The 16528-nt window shown below is 38.8% G+C and carries 17 protein-coding genes; 10 read left to right on the top strand and 7 right to left on the bottom strand.

Annotated features, from left to right (window positions below; translation table 11 throughout):
* The first annotated feature begins 35 nt into the window (after window positions 1–35).
* Together mutM and J678_RS14500 are read left to right on the top strand one after the other, a co-directional pair.
* Window positions 36–860, top strand: coding sequence for a bifunctional DNA-formamidopyrimidine glycosylase/DNA-(apurinic or apyrimidinic site) lyase (gene mutM, locus J678_RS14505; protein WP_031955761.1), 825 nt, complete (start codon window positions 36–38; stop codon window positions 858–860).
* Window positions 861–879: 19 nt separating this feature from the next.
* On the top strand, window positions 880–1170 hold the full coding sequence (locus J678_RS14500) for a peptidylprolyl isomerase (RefSeq protein WP_002051379.1): 291 nt from the start codon (window positions 880–882) through the stop codon (window positions 1168–1170).
* Window positions 1171–1181: 11 nt separating this feature from the next.
* Here the strand turns inward: J678_RS14500 and J678_RS14495 are convergent, their stop codons facing one another.
* The 3 genes from J678_RS14495 to typA form a co-directional block, all read right to left on the bottom strand.
* On the bottom strand, window positions 1182–1535 hold the full coding sequence (locus tag J678_RS14495; protein ID WP_031955763.1) for a gamma-glutamylcyclotransferase family protein: 354 nt from the start codon (window positions 1533–1535) through the stop codon (window positions 1182–1184).
* 137 nt (window positions 1536–1672) lie between these two features.
* Window positions 1673–2104: a large conductance mechanosensitive channel protein MscL gene (gene mscL / locus J678_RS14490; protein WP_004885352.1), complete on the bottom strand. Its 432-nt coding sequence runs from the start codon at window positions 2102–2104 to the stop codon at window positions 1673–1675.
* A gap of 256 nt (window positions 2105–2360) precedes the next feature.
* Window positions 2361–4196 (bottom strand): translational GTPase TypA, encoded by a 1836-nt coding sequence (gene typA, locus J678_RS14485; protein WP_004712053.1) that lies wholly within the window; start codon window positions 4194–4196, stop codon window positions 2361–2363.
* Between the two features lie 178 nt (window positions 4197–4374).
* Here typA and J678_RS14480 point away from each other — a divergent pair, with 178 nt between their 5' ends.
* From J678_RS14480 to J678_RS23690, 5 genes are all read left to right on the top strand, one after another.
* A complete protein-coding gene (locus J678_RS14480; RefSeq protein ID WP_004885351.1) occupies window positions 4375–5733 on the top strand; it encodes a uracil-xanthine permease family protein in 1359 nt (452 codons plus the stop codon).
* Between the two features lie 66 nt (window positions 5734–5799).
* Complete coding sequence (locus J678_RS14475; protein ID WP_031955765.1) at window positions 5800–6813, top strand: class I SAM-dependent methyltransferase; 1014 nt, start codon at window positions 5800–5802, stop codon at window positions 6811–6813.
* A 21-nt stretch (window positions 6814–6834) separates the two neighbouring features.
* Window positions 6835–8295 (top strand): amino acid permease, encoded by a 1461-nt coding sequence (locus J678_RS14470; RefSeq protein ID WP_031955766.1) that lies wholly within the window; start codon window positions 6835–6837, stop codon window positions 8293–8295.
* 277 nt (window positions 8296–8572) lie between these two features.
* On the top strand, window positions 8573–9778 hold the full coding sequence (locus J678_RS14465) for an RtcB family protein (RefSeq protein WP_031955767.1): 1206 nt from the start codon (window positions 8573–8575) through the stop codon (window positions 9776–9778).
* Between the two features lie 3 nt (window positions 9779–9781).
* Window positions 9782–9940 carry a hypothetical protein gene (locus tag J678_RS23690; protein WP_031955769.1) on the top strand — a complete coding sequence of 53 codons (159 nt, stop codon included), beginning with the start codon at window positions 9782–9784 and terminating at the stop codon, window positions 9938–9940.
* A 127-nt stretch (window positions 9941–10067) separates the two neighbouring features.
* On the opposite strand, the gene omp38 is transcribed toward J678_RS23690, so the two are convergent.
* Entirely contained in the window at window positions 10068–11120 is a 1053-nt protein-coding gene (gene omp38 / locus J678_RS14455) for an outer membrane protein Omp38 (RefSeq protein ID WP_031955770.1), read from the bottom strand.
* A 379-nt stretch (window positions 11121–11499) separates the two neighbouring features.
* Between omp38 and J678_RS14450 the strand changes: the two genes are divergently transcribed.
* From J678_RS14450 to J678_RS14440, 3 genes are all read left to right on the top strand, one after another.
* Window positions 11500–12015 carry a GspH/FimT family pseudopilin gene (locus tag J678_RS14450; protein WP_032027366.1) on the top strand — a complete coding sequence of 172 codons (516 nt, stop codon included), beginning with the start codon at window positions 11500–11502 and terminating at the stop codon, window positions 12013–12015.
* 108 nt (window positions 12016–12123) lie between these two features.
* Entirely contained in the window at window positions 12124–13299 is a 1176-nt protein-coding gene (locus J678_RS14445; RefSeq protein ID WP_031955773.1) for a thiolase family protein, read from the top strand.
* Between the two features lie 125 nt (window positions 13300–13424).
* The gene (locus J678_RS14440) at window positions 13425–13868 is read left to right on the top strand and encodes a VOC family protein (protein ID WP_031955774.1); all 444 of its coding nucleotides are present in this window, start codon (window positions 13425–13427) and stop codon (window positions 13866–13868) included.
* Between the two features lie 42 nt (window positions 13869–13910).
* Here J678_RS14440 and J678_RS14435 read toward each other — a convergent pair whose 3' ends face one another.
* From J678_RS14435 to J678_RS14425, 3 genes are all read right to left on the bottom strand, one after another.
* The gene (locus J678_RS14435) at window positions 13911–14264 is read right to left on the bottom strand and encodes a DMT family transporter (protein ID WP_000457783.1); all 354 of its coding nucleotides are present in this window, start codon (window positions 14262–14264) and stop codon (window positions 13911–13913) included.
* 82 nt (window positions 14265–14346) lie between these two features.
* Window positions 14347–14832, bottom strand: a complete 486-nt coding sequence (locus tag J678_RS14430; RefSeq protein WP_000935245.1) for a DUF934 domain-containing protein — start codon at window positions 14830–14832, stop codon at window positions 14347–14349.
* On the bottom strand, window positions 14825–16468 hold the full coding sequence (locus tag J678_RS14425; protein WP_031955775.1) for a nitrite/sulfite reductase: 1644 nt from the start codon (window positions 16466–16468) through the stop codon (window positions 14825–14827). The genes J678_RS14430 and J678_RS14425 overlap by 8 nt, the downstream gene beginning before the upstream one ends.
* Window positions 16469–16528 lie beyond the last annotated feature (60 nt).

Genomic DNA, 16528 nt, shown 5'->3' with positions numbered 1-16528 from the left:
TTAATCCAGTATATCTGTTAATTCTGCGAGTTGGCATGCCTGAGTTACCCGAAGTCGAAACCACCAAAACCAGTTTATTTCCCTTATTGAATCAAAAAGTTTTAAGTGTTGAAGTACGTAATCCTAGCTTACGTTGGCCAATACCAGATGATATTCAAAGACTTGTTGGGCAACGCCTGATTGGATTAAATCGTCGTTCAAAATATATTTTGGCTGAGTTTGAACAAGATGAAATGCTCTGGCATTTAGGAATGTCAGGTAGCTTTCGTCTGTGTCAACCAAACGATGAATTGAGAAAGCATGATCATCTGATTATTCAATTTGAAGATCAGCAGTTACATTACCACGACCCACGTCGTTTTGGCTGCATTCTTTGGCTTAACCCTGAAACTCAAGGCAAACTCATCGATACTTTAGGCCCAGAGCCTTTAAGTACTGACTTTCATGCAGAATATTTAGCTTCCAAACTCAAGAATAAAGCTGTCGGCATAAAAATTGCACTCATGGATAATCATGTAGTGGTTGGTGTTGGCAATATCTATGCAACCGAAAGCTTGTTTAATGTTGGCATTCACCCAGCTCAGCCTGCTGGCGATTTGACTATGCAACAAATTGAGAAACTGGTTATCGAGATTAAGCGCATTTTAAAATCGGCAATTGATTTAGGCGGCTCGACTTTACGAGACTACAGCAATGCCATGGGTGAAAATGGTTATTTTCAGCAAACATTGCTCGCATACGGTCGTGCCGGAGAAATGTGTGTTAACTGTGAAACCACATTAGAAAACTTAAAACTTGGTCAACGCGCCAGTGTATTTTGCCCACAATGCCAACCACTTAAAAAGCTGAAAAAGCCTTAATTTTTTGGAGGAAGACAACATGCAAACAGCAATTGTCCGACATATTTTAGTCAAAGATAAAGACTTAGCCGAACAGCTAAAAAAGAAGCTACAAAGTGGGGCCGACTTTGCCAAACTTGCCAAGCAATACTCCACTTGCAATTCAGCAAAACGTGGTGGAGAACTTGGTGAAGTCAAAAAAGGACAGTTGGTACCTGTTATCGACAAAGTCGTTTTTACTGCTGCTGAACGCGTGTTACAAGGTCCTATCAAAAGTCAGTTTGGCTATCATCTTTTAGAAGTTAAATTCCGAATGGGCAGCTTACGTTAGGACTCATTAATTTAATTATCGTTTTCAAAAGTATTAGCCTGTGCATTCATTTGATATGTCCAGGCTTTAATATATTCCCCCGACTCTAGTTTTATATCAGCGATTACACGTTGGTATTGAAAGCCTTCAAAGTCATCTAACATTTGCCAGTTTTCAGCAAGTTTTTCTGTGCTAAACACATAACCTTCTATCCAATCTGCTTGCGAATCTAACTCTAACGCTTTTAAACCTTTGTCTGGGCCCCAATCTAAAATATGAATTACCCCTCGTACACTAGCTTTCGTCCAGCTTCCACCAATCTGCTCTAAAATATGAGCATTTGCTTTATTAGGACATAAGGTTCCATATACAAAAAGCTGATTCATTAATTTATGTTCCTTGTTCAATATGCTTAGCTAAACTTAACTGTGACCTTGCAATTTTATCAATATCTCTAGTCTAGTATAAAATGAGATGTAATAAAAAACGGTACTCTAAGTACCGTTTTTTATTTGAAATCTGCTTAAGCTTTCTTTTTCAACTCATCACGAATTTCGCGCAATAATTGTACGTCTTCAGGAGTTGCAGCTGGAGCTTCTGGCTCATTTTTATCACGGCGAAGTCTGTTTAATAATTTAACCATTAAGAACACAACCCAAGCCAAAATCAGGAAGTTAATTAAAATGGTCAGGAAGTTACCGTAAGTTAATACATTGATACCTGCTTTTTGTAAGGCATCTAGAGATTGTAAATTATTAGGATTTGCACCTAATACGATAAATTTCTGCGAGAAATCAACACCACCACCAGTAATTACAGTGATAAGCGGCATGATGATATCTTTTACTAACGAGTCTACGATTTTGCCAAAAGCACCACCAATAATTACACCAATGGCTAAATCCATCATATTGCCTTTAATGGCAAATTCTTTAAATTCTTGAATAATACTCATCTAAACATCTCCAGATGTAGGGGGGAGGAACACATCATATTTTTCTTTTTTCACTGGCCTCTTATCCGTCTAGATAGTACTCGCCATGATATTGATAATTTAATATTTTTTTCAAAAAAAGAAAGCTATTTCACACTTTAACAACATATTTGCTTACATGAAAAATATGATTTTAAGTTTACTTTCAGCTTTATCAGTAAGCAATAAAAAACCGCTAAACGAATTTAGCGGTTTGTCTTTTTTCATTTAAGGAAAATTATTTATCACGATTACGTTTACGTTCGTTTTCAGTCAAGTAACGCTTACGGATACGGATTGATTTTGGAGTAACTTCTACTAACTCGTCATCTTCAATGAATTCAAGCGCTTGTTCAAGCGTAAATTCAATTGCTGGTACTAAAGTTAAAGCATCATCTGTACCAGATGCACGAACGTTAGTTAATTGTTTCGCTTTAGTTGGGTTTACAACCATATCGTCTGAACGAGAGTTAATACCCACGATCATACCTTCGTAAACTTCTAACTGTGGTTTAGCGAACAAACGACCACGGTCTTGCAAGCTGAACAATGCATAGCCCAAGCAAGTACCTTGAACCATAGAAATCAACACACCGTTTTGACGTTTCGCAACAGTACCTTGTTTAACAGGGCCATAATGCGAGAAGCTTGAAGTCATGATCCCTGTACCAGAAGTCATAGTCAAGAATTCAGAACGGAAACCGATAAGACCACGTGAAGGAACAGTCGCTTCAATACGGATACGGCCTTTACCGTCAACTTCCATATTAGTCATTTCGCCTTTACGGTGACCCATTTGTTCCATTACAGCACCTTGATGCTGTTCTTCAACGTCAAACGTTACGTTTTCGTAAGGTTCTTGTCTTTCACCATCAATTTCTTTGATGATTACTTGTGGACGTGATACGCCCATTTCAAAACCTTCACGACGCATGTTTTCAATTAAAACTGAAAGGTGAAGTTCACCACGGCCAGATACTTTGAAACGGTCTGGACTGTCAGTATCTTCAACACGTAAAGCTACGTTGTGAATTAATTCGCGATCAAGACGTTCACGGATATTACGTGAAGTTACGAATTTACCTTCTTTACCAGCAAACGGAGAGTTGTTTACTTGGAAAGTCATAGATACTGTAGGTTCATCTACAGATAAAGCTGGTAATGCTTCAACATTTTTCGGATCACAAATCGTGTCAGAAATGTTAAGTGCATCAATACCAGTAATACATACGATGTCACCAGCAGATGCTGAGTCAACATCAATACGCTCTAAACCATGGTAACCCATGATTTTTAAAATACGACCGTTACGTGTATTGCCATCTTTGTCAATTACAGTAACAGGAGTGTTTAATTTTACTGAACCGCGTTGAATACGACCAACACCGATAACGCCTACGAAGCTGTTATAGTCAAGTGATGAAATCTGCATTTGGAATGGACCATCAACGTCAACCGCTGGTGGTTCAACGATGTCTACAATCGTTTCGAACAACGGAGTCATATCTTCTGCAAGTTCTTCAGGAGCAGGACCCGCTACACCACGTAAACCTGATGCATAAACGATTGGGAAATCAAGTTGCTCATCAGTTGCACCAAGGTTATCAAACAAATCAAACACTTGATCGATTACCCAGTCTGGACGCGCACTTGGTTTATCAACTTTGTTGATAATAACGATTGGTTTTAAACCACGAGCAAAGGCTTTTTGTGTCACAAAACGAGTTTGTGGCATTGGGCCTTCTTGAGAGTCAACAAGAAGTAATACGCAGTCAACCATCGACATAACACGTTCTACTTCACCACCGAAGTCGGCGTGTCCCGGGGTGTCCACGATGTTGATACGGTAAGTTGTATCAGTACGCTTATCCAACCAAGTAATAGAAGTGTTTTTCGCTAAGATGGTAATACCACGTTCACTTTCAAGCGCATTCGAGTCCATGACACGCTCAATCTCGCCTGCTCGGTCACCGAGAGCACCTGATTGCTGAAGTAGTTTATCGACAAGTGTGGTTTTCCCGTGGTCGACGTGCGCAATAATTGCGATATTACGGAGATTTTTGATATCTGACATGAAAATTAGAAACGCCTGAAATTTGAGGGCAAATTATACAGAAAAACACTACTCTTGAGTAGTGACAGTTTATTGACATTGACAAAAAAATTTCCCAATAGCTTGTATTTCGTTTTGTAAAGATAGGTATCTCGATTAGAATAGCGCCAATTTGCGAAATTGCGGCGTACTTACCCCCATGTCCAATCAACCATCACAAGACCATCTTGACCTCGTTTATGGACTAGATGACCGACCAAAACCCTTCGTGGCTTTTCTAGCAGCTTTTCAACATTTGCTTGCAATTATTGTCCCGATTGTTACACCTGGACTTCTCATTTGTTTAGCTTTGGGCGTTTCACGTACCGAAACTAACATGATTTTATCCATGTCTTTGGTCATTTCAGGAATTGCAACTTTCTTACAATGCAAAAAAGTTGGTCCTTTCGGTGCAGGTCTACTCATTGTTCAAGGAACAAGCTTTAACTTTATTGGACCAATTATTGGTATCGGTAGTGCAATGGTTGCTGCAGGTACGCCAGTAAATCAAGTTATGGCTGCTATTTTTGGTGTGGTGATTGCTGGTTCATTTATTGAAATGGGTGTTTCACAAATTCTGCCATGGGTAAAAAGACTGATTACTCCGCTTGTGACAGGTATTGTTGTACTTCTGATTGGCTTGACACTTATTAAGGAAGGCTTGATTAGTATGGGTGGTGGTTATCAAGCCATGCAAGATCATACTTTTGCAAGTTCCGATAACCTTATAATGTCTTGTACAGTTCTTGCCATCATTATTGTCTTAAATCGCATACGCATAGTGTGGATTAAAAGCTCAGCTATTTTGATTGCTTTAGTTATTGGCTACATTCTTGCCGGCTTCATGGGTTATTTAGATTTCTCTGGTCTAAAAGACGCCCCAGTCATTCAAATTCCAACACCAATGCACTTTGGCTTAAGCTTCTCATGGGGCTTATTTATTCCAATGGCATTCATTTATTTGGTGACTTCATTAGAAGCAATTGGTGATGTCACAGCAACCAGCAAACTTTCAAACCAACCTGTAGATGGCCCTCAGTGGATGCAACGCATTAAAGGTGGGGTGTTAGTAAATGGCGCAAACTCTTTACTTGCAGGATTATTTAATACTTTCCCTAGTTCTGTTTTTGCCCAAAATAATGGTGTTATTCAACTCACGGGTGTGGCTAGTCGTTACGTAGGGATCTGGATTGCAGCTTTACTCATTATATTAGGGCTATTCCCAGCTGTAGCGGGTGTAATACAAGCTGTACCACAGGCAGTATTAGGCGGAGCAGTTATGGTAATGTTTGGTGCAGTTGCTGCCTCAGGCATTAACATTCTTTCATCTATCCATCTCGATCGTCGCGCACTTTTAATTATTGCGATCTCACTTGCACTCGGTTTAGGTGTTGCCCAAGTTCCACAAATTTTGGAGCACTTGCCAGAGTTATTTAAAAATATTTTTAGTTCTGGTGTAGCAACAGGTGGTATTGCAGCACTAATTTTAAATATTGTTCTGCCTGAAACCCACAAATAACCTATTTTTTAATTTTTTGATTACTGCCCAGTTTCCACTGGGCATTCTTCTTCATGAGAGATGTACATGGATCCTAGAAGTGAAGTGGTATTAAGACAGCAAGACTATTTAAAAGGTAGACTCTTGTTGATTAATGCACCCAATGATGCCTTAGTCAGTCAATTAGCTACTGCGGTTGATGCCTCAGTCTGGACATGGAATTATGCCGACTACCAAGGTTTCATTAATACAGGTACCCCAGCACATTTCTCAGTTGAGTTTCCATCACAAGAATTTGATCAGGCTTTAATTTTTGTGCCTAAATCAAAAGAGCTTTTAAACTATATATTGCATGTAGTGATGAGCCATTTAAAGGCTGATCAATCAGTTTTTCTAGTAGGCGAGAAAAAAGGCGGTGTTGAAAGAGCAGCTAAACAATTACAAAGTTTTGGCCAGATACTTAAACTCGATAGTGCACGCCATTGTCAATTATGGCATTTAAAAATTGAAAAAACTGAAAAAATCAAGCCTCTTGAAAGCTGGTTAAAAACCTATACTGTTCAAGCAAATGAACAAGAACTTACCATTTGCGCGCTACCTGGCGTTTTTAGTCAAAATCATCTAGATGTCGGAACTGCTGTTTTACTCCCTTATCTAAATCAGGTGAAATCAGGTAGAATTGCCGACTTCGGGTGTGGTGCGGGAATTATCAGTTGCTATTTGGCAAAAGTAAATTCAAGTAATATTATTCATGCCCTAGATATTGATGCCTTCGCTTTACGGTCAACGGAAATGACTTTTAGTCGAAATGGAATAGGTTCAGACCAGTTGAGATTGCAGCCCGTTACGGGAATTGCAGACGCCCCAACAGAACTTGATGCCATTGTCAGTAATCCCCCCTTTCATCAAGGTATTCATACCAACTACGATGCAAGTGAAGGACTCTGCCAGAACGCTAAAAAACATTTAAAGGCATCAGGTGAGCTATGGATTGTAGCAAACCGTTTTTTAAACTATCCGATCTTAATCGAGAAGCACTTTGGTCAGTGTGAGATTAAAACTGATCTACAAGGCTTTAAGGTGTTATATGCCTGTGCATAACAAACTATGTAAGGAATCTCCATGAGCGAAACACATGCTCCTGAAAAACTCCAGCGAAAGCTTGGGGCTCGTCATCTGAATATGATCGCCATTGGTGGTTCCATTGGTACAGGTCTCTTCCTTGCTTCTGGTTCAACCATTGCAAATGCAGGTCCAGGTGGGGCGTTACTCGCCTATTCCCTCATTGGTATTATGATTTATTTCTTAATGACCAGCTTGGGCGAACTTGCAACTCATACACCGACATCTGGCGCATTCTTCACCTATGGCAGTCGCTATGTGGAAGAAGGCTTTGGTTTCGCACTAGGTTGGAACTACTGGTATAACTGGGCAATCACGGTTGCGTTTGAACTCGTTGCAGTACAGTTTATTATGAAGTTCTGGTTTCCAGATATTCCTGGGTTCTATTGGAGTGCGCTCTTCCTCGTCATTATTTTTATGATTAATGCGATGAGTGTAAAAGGATTTGGCGAAAGCGAATTCTGGTTCTCAATGGTTAAGGTTATCGCTATTGTTGCCTTCATTATCATTGGTATTGCCATGATTATTAAAGTGATGTTGACACCTGGAGTGGCGACATTCGGCAACTGGACCTACAAAGATGCACCTTTTGTAGGTGGTTTACAGGCCATGATTGGGGTTGCCATGATTGCAGGATTCTCATTTCAAGGAACTGAAATGGTGGGTGTTGCTGCGGGCGAATCAAAAGATCCCAAGAAAACAATTCCACTGGCAATTAAACAGATTTTCTGGCGAATTTTATTATTCTATGTGTTGTGTATTTTCATTATCGGCACACTCATTGCCTACGATGATCCAAACCTATTGCAAGCCGCAACAACAGAAAATGTTGCACTTTCTCCTTTTACCTTGCTTTATGAAAAAGTAGGCTTTGCTTTTGCTGCAAGCCTAATGAATGCAGTTATTTTGACTGCTATTTTGTCAGCAGGTAACTCGGGCATGTATTCTTCTACCCGTATGTTATTTGATATGGCTCAGCAAGGTCGTGCACCGAAATGGTTTGCCAAACTCGACAATCGTGGTGTTCCAATGAATGCCTTATATGCGACTACATTTATTGCTGCTTTCTGCTTCTTAACGACTTTTATCGGTGAAAAACAAGTCTTTAACTGGCTACTGAATATGTCAGGGATGTGTGGCTTTATTGTCTGGCTAGGCATTGCAATTTCACATTATCGTTTCCGTAAAGGCTATATTGCTCAAGGCTATAAATTAGAAGATTTAGCTTACCGCGCTAAGTTTTTCCCATTTGCACCTTGGTTTGCCTTTATTCTCTGTTCTATCATTATTCTTGGACAAAACTATCAAGCTGTTTTGGGCGGAAAAATTGACTGGATGGGCTTACTTTCCACCTATATCAGCATACCGTTATTCTTAGTAATTTGGCTCGGATATAAATGGAAAAATAAAACTAAATTAATCCCTTATGACCAAATGGATGTAAAACCAGAGCAAGATTAATAGTAAGTTTAAAGAGTCAATTAAAACTATCTAAACGTCAAAAACTTGATCTTTAGTTAAAAACAGGTAAAATGCCGTTCAGATTTTCAACGGCACTTTTTAAAAAAGGAGGACATCATGCCAACACTACAAGGTAAAACACAGTAACGATTTGGCACGATGTCAGCTCACGGACAAGTGTACAAATTTAATTCACTTGTCCGAATGCTCGAATTTAAGACCTAGCATTCGCTAGGTTTTTTTATGCCTATTCGGACAGAAAAATAAGAGAAAAATTATGGGCATACAAAAAATATTAAACGAAGAGGCACTCTATGGTGTCCCTGTTAAAATTTTCACTCAAGATATAGATAGTGAAAGTATCGAACAGCTCAAGAAAATGGCACAGCTGCAATTTATATACTCACATATTGCTGTTATGCCAGATGTTCATGTAGGAAAAGGTGCGACTGTAGGAAGTGTCATCCCGACTAAACATGCCATTATTCCAGCAGCAGTCGGTGTAGATATTGGTTGTGGAATGAATGCAATTCGTTTGAGTCTAAAGGCTTCACAACTTCCTGATAACTTAAGTCGATTACGTGATGCAATCGAACGTAAAGTACCTGTCGGTTTTGCTTTGCATAAACAGGTCAAAGCTAAAGCGTCGAGTATTATTCCGCTCGAAAAGTGTTTACAACCGATTGTAAAAAAACATCCAGGTCTAGTTCGCATGCTTCGGCAGTTTGATGCAACTTGGCAAAAACAATTAGGCACATTAGGAGGTGGTAATCATTTTATAGAGTTATGTATTGATGAAAATCAAGATGTATGGGTAATGCTACATTCAGGTAGCCGAGGACTGGGTAACGTCATTGGTACTTATTTTATTGAACTTGCCAAGAAAGAAGCACAACATCGCTTTGGACATGTACCTGATAAAGACTTAAGTTATTTTGCTGAAGGCTCAAACAGTTTTAATGATTATGTAGAAGCTGTGGAATGGGCACAAGAATATGCTTTTGAAAATCGTAAAGAAATGATGCGATTAGTCTTAGAAGCAATTCGCCCTCTTCTACCTTCGTTTCAAATGACAAAAGAAGCGATTAATTGTCATCATAATTATGTAAGTCGAGAAACCCATTTTGGTGAAAATCTTTTAGTTACCAGAAAAGGAGCGATTAGAGCAGGTTTAGATGAGTTAGGAATTATTCCAGGTTCTATGGGAGCACGTTCTTATATTGTTAGAGGAAAAGCTAACCCTGAATCTTTTTGCTCTTGTTCTCATGGTGCTGGACGTAAAATGAGCCGAAGCAAAGCTAAGATTCTGTTTAATCAACAAGACTTAATTGAGCAAACGCAAGGTATTGAATGTCGTAAAGACAGTGGCGTTGTCGATGAAATTCCAAGTGCTTATAAAGACATAGATGAGGTTATGGCAAATCAGTCAGATCTTATTGAAGTCGTCCATACACTTAAACAAGTTTTATGTATTAAAGGTTAAAACATGAAAATTAAAGAAATGCCAAAAATTAAGGTTCGTAATCACGTAGCCCTGTCACCTTTACTTCAAAAAGGTGGCATGCATGAGACAGAAAAACCTCGTGCACAACATCGTAGAGAACGACAAGACACCAAACAACTGTTAAGAAAAGGTGTTTGGTAAAAACTTATCTATAAATAATTAACTCAATAAAGATTATCAAGGAGATATAAAATGAAAAAATATTTTAAAAATCGCAATAAAAAAAGCGACTCTAACGAGTCGCTTTTTTACTGTTCAGAAACTCAAATTATTGAGCTTGTTGACCGGGTTGAACTACTACAGTACGGCTACCAGTGATTGTCGCGAATACACGACGGTTCATAGCACGACCTTCTTTAGTTTTGTTGTCAGCAATCGGTTGATCCCAAGCGAAACCTTGAGTAGACAAACGAGAAGCGTCAACATTGTATTCGTTTACAAGAGCTGATTTAACAGAGTTAGCACGAGCTAAAGATAAACGTTCGTTCAACTTACGTGGACCAGTGTTATCTGTGTGACCTTCGATACGTGCAGTAGCGTTAGGGTATTCAGTTAACTTCTCAGCAACTTTAGCGATTTCTGGCTTGTATTGGTCTTTGATGTTTGACTTGTTAGTATCAAAGAACACACGAAGTTCCATGTTAAGGTCTTCAGTTAACTCTTGTGGTTGTGGAGCAACTGGAGTTGGTTCAACTGGAGCAACTTCTACTACAGGAGCAGCAGGCTTCAAGTGACCACCAAGAACTACGTTTAAACCAGCAAGAGCTGTATAGTTCCAGAATTCTTCATCAAAGTTATAAGTACCACGAGCTTCTGTACGAAGAGATAAAGCATCGTTGATGCGATAGAACGCACCGATACCAGCATTACCTAAAGTACCTTCTTCAGAATTACCACGTGTACCACGATTTACGCCATCAAAGTCGTATTTGTAGTGACCAGCACCTAACAATACATACGGCTTAAATTTGCTGTCGTAGTTTTTAGTGATTAAATCAGAAGTAGCATAGAAGTTACCGTTGATTTGTTTTTGTTTGTATTCAGCACCAGCAGAAGCGCCGTTTACATCGCCTTTAACTTGGTTATATTCAGCTTCGAAACCTAACCATGGTGTTAATTCAACACCAAGAGCTGCACCAACGAATAAATCGTCTTGTAACTCAGGGCTGTTAGTTAGGTTACCATCTTTACCGCCATTGTTGTGTTGGCTGTCTTGGAAAGTGTAACCAAGCAATAATGGAGTAACTGTTACGCCAGCATTAGCAGCAGCTAATGGAGCAGCAACAAGCATAGTAGCAAGTGCAATACGACTCAATTTCATGGATATCCTCCAGAGATAACAATTGTTGTTCAAGCTCAGCCTAAATTTATTGGCCCCTGAGATATTTTTACCCCAGTATTATTTTTAAGCTATTCACATTTGAATCATACAAACACTTGATAAACTTTCCAAGTGCTTGATAATTTTAATCAAGTAAATTATTGACAAAATTACTTACAATTTCCGTTGTAATTCGGTAATTTTTTACTCAACTAGCAAATATGAACAACTTCTTTGTTTCGCTTGCGGTGATTTTACCAGTATTCTAGCCAACTGATAACCCTTATTTAATTTTGTGTTTCCTTATTATAAAAAATAATATAAATCATTGTCAGAAAACATAAAATTGCTCTATTTATACATATATTAAGGTTTCTTAATGTTTAGATCTCCTGGTTTTACTATAGTTGAGCTATCTATAACCTTCGTAATTCTTGTGATTATGTCAGTTATAGCCATTCCTTTATACCATCAATTTATGGCATCTGTAGAATTAAAAAATACTTCGCGTGTACTCACAATTCATATACAAAAAGCCAAATCGGACGCAATTATTCAGCATAAGAACATTGTTCTGTGTCCAAGTTCAGATCAGGTAATCTGTAATACAGATTGGAATAAACACTTAATCAGCTTCGTAGATAGTAACCGCAATCTACAGCATGATTTAAATGAAGAATTATTAACCTCTATAGATCTTAACCATACTTATGGTTCTATGAAATTACAACGTTTTGGTAAAAAACAAAATAGTATTATTTTTCAAGGAAGCTCGGGACTTCCAATCGAGTCTAATGGTAGTTTTATTTACTGTTCTTATGATCAGCTTAAAAATTTTAAATTAGTTCTTAGCAAAATGGGGCATGTACGTGTCGAAGAATTAAAAAATTGTTAGAACTCTACAGTCTAATGCCGAGACCAATACATCCCTCATTTTGCAATATACTGCTTAAGTTTTAATGTTTTCTTAATTTGAGATAAAGAACAATCGGAGATTACAACAATGACTGACATCGTAATTGTTAATGGTGCTCGTACTGCTATGGGTGGTTTTCAAGGATCACTATCTGGTCTAACTGCTCCTGAACTAGGTGCAGTAACAATTAAAGAAGCAATCGCACGAGCAGGCTTGCAACCTACTGATGTCGAAGAAGTCATTATGGGTTGTGTACTACCTGCGGGTTTAAAACAAGGCCCTGCCCGTCAAGCGATGCGTAAAGCTGGTTTACCTGATTCTACAGGTGCAGTGACGATTAATAAGCTTTGTGGGTCAGGCATGAAAGCCGTGATGCAAGCAGCAGACATGATCAAAGCAGGCAGTGCTGAAATTGTGGTTGCAGGTGGCATGGAGTCAATGACTAATGCTCCTTATGTATTACCCAAAGCACGTGCTGGTTACCGTATGGGTCATGGCGAAATTAAAGACCATATGTTCTTCGACGGTTTAGAAGATGCTGAAACAGGTCGTTTAATGGGTTCATTTGCTCAAGATATGGCAAATACACGTGGCTATACACGTGAGCAAATGGATGACTTTGCGATTCGTTCTTTAAAACGTGCTCAAACTGCAATTACTGAAGGCTATTTCAAAGATGAAATCGTCCCTGTTACTGTCTCTACACGTAAAGGCGATGTGATTGTTGACCAAGATGAACAACCTTTAAATGCGAAGATTGATAAAATTCCTTCACTTAAACCAGCTTTTGCAAAAGACGGTACAATTACCGCAGCAAATGCGAGTTCTATTTCTGATGGTGCTTCTGCATTGGTGTTAACATCAAGTGAAGTTGCAGCACAACGTGGCTTACAACCGCTTGCTAAAATTATTGCGACAGCTTCAAATTCTCAGCATCCTTCAGAATTTACCATCGCTCCTGTGGGTGCTACCGAGAAAGTTCTTAAAAAAGCTGGATGGAATGCTCAGGACGTTGACCTTTGGGAAATTAATGAAGCATTTGCTATGGTTACCATGTGTCCAATTGATGATTTCAAACTTGATGCAGAGAAAGTGAATATCAATGGTGGTGCTTGTGCCCTAGGTCATCCAGTAGGTTCTACAGGTTCTCGTATTATTCTTACACTTATTCATGCGCTTAAACGTACTGGTGGTAAAAAGGGTGTCGCTGCTCTTTGCATCGGCGGTGGTGAAGCAACAGCTGTTGCCATCGAAATTCTTTAATTAAAACCTTTCTAAAATCCCACTTCGGTGGGATTTTTTATGAAAAAACTACAAAAAATGACCCACAAAATCTTTTTTCCGTTTTAACTTATTCTTCTAAATGAAAACAACAATGGACAATAACAATGCAACTCAATCACTATCTCAATTTTCAAGGCCAGGCAGAGCAAGCTTTTAATTTTTATAAATCAGTATTCGGCGGTGAATTTGCCATGCTGAGCCGCTATAGCGATATGCCGTCTAATGACGGTGTGACGTTATCCGAAGCTCAAAAAAATTTAGTGCTTCATGTTTCCCTGCCGATTAATGAATACACGGTACTCATGGCATCAGATGTCATTGATCAATTCTGTACACCGAATAGTGTATTTACTCAGGGCAATAATCATTACATTGCAATTAACCTTGAAAAAGATGAGCAAGAAAAGGCAAAACAGCTTTTTGATGCGTTATCTGTAAATGGCAAAATTGAAATGCCACTAGAACAAACGTTCTGGGGTGCTTTATATGGTGCTTTTACTGATCAATTTGGTGTTAAGTGGATGGTTAACTGCCAGTTAGATACTTAAGTCTTTAGCCCTTATAGAGATCTCAGTATTTCTATAAGGGCTTTAAACATCGATATTAGAGTATTGCGCAATAATCATTAAGCCGACTGTAATAAAACCAATCCCAATCCATCCTGCTACATCAATGTTTTGCCCAAGAAAAATCTTTGCGAGAAAAGCGGTCGCCAATACCCCCACCCCAGACCACAACACATATAAAATTCCAGCTTGCATATATTTCAAAGCAATAGCAGCGCATGCAAAAGAGATAATATATAAAACTAGAGCAATTCCCTGAGCAGTTTTATTAACTAATCCATTGCCTTTAGCTGAATAAAATGTTGAAAGTACATCTGTCGCAATAGCGAATATTAACCACCAAGCACCAGGATTTATTTTTGAAATTAAAGCGAACATTCTTATTCTTCAATTCATTTATTTAAAAAATTATTTATAAAAAAAGCTGAACCTGAGTTCAGCCTTTTCACTTAGAAGCGATTTAAGCGCCAGTTTGATAACTTGCTTTTGGCACAGCTGTTGAAGCTTGATAAGGGTGAGTAAAGTCTTGCAAACCAGCAGCAGCTTCTTGCACATCTTTACCTTCTTTAATGACAAAACTATCAAAACCTGAACGTTTTAAGTAATTTAGGACATCCTTAAATACATCACCTGTTGCACGTAGTTCACCTTGGAAACCTTGGCGACGTAATAATGCAGCAAATGAATAACCTCGCCCATCTCCGAAACCTGCGAACTCAATAAAAATTGCATCAAGTTCACTAAGTGGGAATGTATGATCTTCTGGTGAATCGTTCACAGTCACATACAAAGCTTTTTTACCTTGAATGTTAGCCAGTTGATCGAGCTGAGCTGTTGTTAAAACAACGTCACCTTGAGGAATCGCACCATCTTCAGCAATGATTTGATAAGTATTATCTGCAATCGTGCCATCTTTATAAAGCACAGGTAGAGCTGTATTAAGCATATGCACGCTCCTTAAATGGTTGAATTCCTACACGGCGATATGTATCAACAAAACGCTCACCTTCAATACGTAAATCAAGATACGTATTTAATACTTCTTCAATGACATCAGGCACGGCTTCTGCTGCAAATGATGGTCCTAAGATGTCACCAATTGAAGCATCATGGTCTGAATTACCACCTAATGTAATTTGATAGAACTCAGCGCCTTTTTTATCTACACCTAAAATACCGATGTTACCCACGTGGTGGTGGCCACAAGCATTCATACAGCCAGAAATATTTAAGTCTAAATGACCAAGATCATAAACTTTATCTAAATCTTCAAAACGGCGTGTAATCGCTTCAGCAATAGGTATTGATTTCGCATTTGCAAGTGAACAGAAATCACCGCCCGGGCAGCTAATAATATCGGTGATAAAGCCAATATGCGCACGTGCCATATTGTGTTGTTCAAGCGCTTGCCATACATCGAACAAATCTTTTTGAGGTACATCTGCTAAAGCAATGTTTTGTTCGTGAGTTGTACGAAGTTCACCAAACGTATATTTATCAGCGAGATCTGCAATGAAGTTCATTTCTTCAGTGGTCATATCGCCCGGTGCGATACCTGCACGTTTTAAAGAAATCGTAACAATACGATAGCCCTTTACTTTATGTGCATGCGTATTGATATTGAACCATTGTTTGAATTTTGGATGCTCAGCAAATAAAGCTGTAAAATCTTCATCTTCTAAATCTTGATAATCAAACGGAGTGAACTCTTCGTCTAATTTTTTCAAGATTTCTGGCTGAATTTTTAATGTTTTACGTGTATGTTCAAATTCAGCTTCAACTTTCTGTGCAAATACTTCAGGCGTTAATGCTTTAACCAGAATTTTGATACGTGCTTTATATTTGTTATCACGACGGCCATGCAAGTTATAAACACGTAAAACTGCTTCTAAATAAGCAATTAAATCTTCACGTGGTAAAAACTCACGAATGACGCTACCAATAATCGGAGTACGGCCTAAACCACCACCCACCATGATTTTGTAGCCCATCTCACCCGCATCATTACGCACGATATACACACCAATATCGTGGAATGCTGTTGCTGCACGGTCTTTTTCTTCAAGTGCAGAAACGGCAATTTTAAATTTACGTGGTAAGAATGCAAATTCCGGATGGAATGTACTCCACTGACGAATCAATTCACATGTTGGGCGTGGATCAGCAATTTCACCAGCAACTACACCTGCATACTGGTCAGTAGTCGTGTTACGAATACAATTACCACTGGTTTGAATGGCATGCATTTGTACAGTTGCGAGTTCAGCTAAAATTTCTGGTACATCTTCAAGTGCAGGCCAGTTTAGCTGAATATTTTGACGCGTAGATACGTGTGCATAGCCACGGTCATATTGAGTTGATACTTCAGCAATTTTACGTAATTGTTTTGAGTTCATTAAGCCATACGGCACAGCAATACGTAGCATTGGTGCATAACGTTGCACATATAAACCATTTTGCAAACGTAATGGGCGGTATTCATCTTCAGAAAGTTTGCCCGCTAAATAGCGCTCTGTCTGATCGCGGAACTGAGCAACTCGTTGATTAATCAGCTGCTGATCGAAATCGGTATATAAATACATGGCGTATGGCTAGTAGATTCATTATTAAGGCGGATAGCATAGCGAGCTTTTATTCATCAA

The organism is Acinetobacter sp. 1424608 (genome assembly GCF_000588255.1).
GTDB classification, from domain to species: Bacteria; Pseudomonadota; Gammaproteobacteria; order Pseudomonadales; family Moraxellaceae; genus Acinetobacter; species Acinetobacter nosocomialis.
Note: the sequence above shows the minus strand (reverse complement) of the source record. Positions and strands in the feature narration are given on the sequence as shown.

What these genes read in the sequence shown, in the direction of transcription:
- J678_RS14465 (WP_031955767.1), top strand. Translation starts at nt 8,573, where the DNA reads ATGGGCATACAAAAAATATTAAACGAAGAGGCACTCTATGGTGTCCCT.
- J678_RS14430 (WP_000935245.1), bottom strand. Translation starts at nt 14,832, where the DNA reads ATGCTTAATACAGCTCTACCTGTGCTTTATAAAGATGGCACGATTGCA.
- J678_RS14445 (WP_031955773.1), top strand. Translation starts at nt 12,124, where the DNA reads ATGACTGACATCGTAATTGTTAATGGTGCTCGTACTGCTATGGGTGGT.
- J678_RS14495 (WP_031955763.1), bottom strand. Translation starts at nt 1,535, where the DNA reads ATGAATCAGCTTTTTGTATATGGAACCTTATGTCCTAATAAAGCAAAT.
- mutM (WP_031955761.1), top strand. Translation starts at nt 36, where the DNA reads ATGCCTGAGTTACCCGAAGTCGAAACCACCAAAACCAGTTTATTTCCC.
- J678_RS23690 (WP_031955769.1), top strand. Translation starts at nt 9,782, where the DNA reads ATGAAAATTAAAGAAATGCCAAAAATTAAGGTTCGTAATCACGTAGCC.
- J678_RS14450 (WP_032027366.1), top strand. Translation starts at nt 11,500, where the DNA reads ATGTTTAGATCTCCTGGTTTTACTATAGTTGAGCTATCTATAACCTTC.
- J678_RS14425 (WP_031955775.1), bottom strand. Translation starts at nt 16,468, where the DNA reads ATGTATTTATATACCGATTTCGATCAGCAGCTGATTAATCAACGAGTT.
- omp38 (WP_031955770.1), bottom strand. Translation starts at nt 11,120, where the DNA reads ATGAAATTGAGTCGTATTGCACTTGCTACTATGCTTGTTGCTGCTCCA.
- J678_RS14440 (WP_031955774.1), top strand. Translation starts at nt 13,425, where the DNA reads ATGCAACTCAATCACTATCTCAATTTTCAAGGCCAGGCAGAGCAAGCT.
- J678_RS14480 (WP_004885351.1), top strand. Translation starts at nt 4,375, where the DNA reads ATGTCCAATCAACCATCACAAGACCATCTTGACCTCGTTTATGGACTA.
- J678_RS14470 (WP_031955766.1), top strand. Translation starts at nt 6,835, where the DNA reads ATGAGCGAAACACATGCTCCTGAAAAACTCCAGCGAAAGCTTGGGGCT.
- J678_RS14475 (WP_031955765.1), top strand. Translation starts at nt 5,800, where the DNA reads ATGGATCCTAGAAGTGAAGTGGTATTAAGACAGCAAGACTATTTAAAA.
- typA (WP_004712053.1), bottom strand. Translation starts at nt 4,196, where the DNA reads ATGTCAGATATCAAAAATCTCCGTAATATCGCAATTATTGCGCACGTC.
- J678_RS14500 (WP_002051379.1), top strand. Translation starts at nt 880, where the DNA reads ATGCAAACAGCAATTGTCCGACATATTTTAGTCAAAGATAAAGACTTA.
- mscL (WP_004885352.1), bottom strand. Translation starts at nt 2,104, where the DNA reads ATGAGTATTATTCAAGAATTTAAAGAATTTGCCATTAAAGGCAATATG.
- J678_RS14435 (WP_000457783.1), bottom strand. Translation starts at nt 14,264, where the DNA reads ATGTTCGCTTTAATTTCAAAAATAAATCCTGGTGCTTGGTGGTTAATA.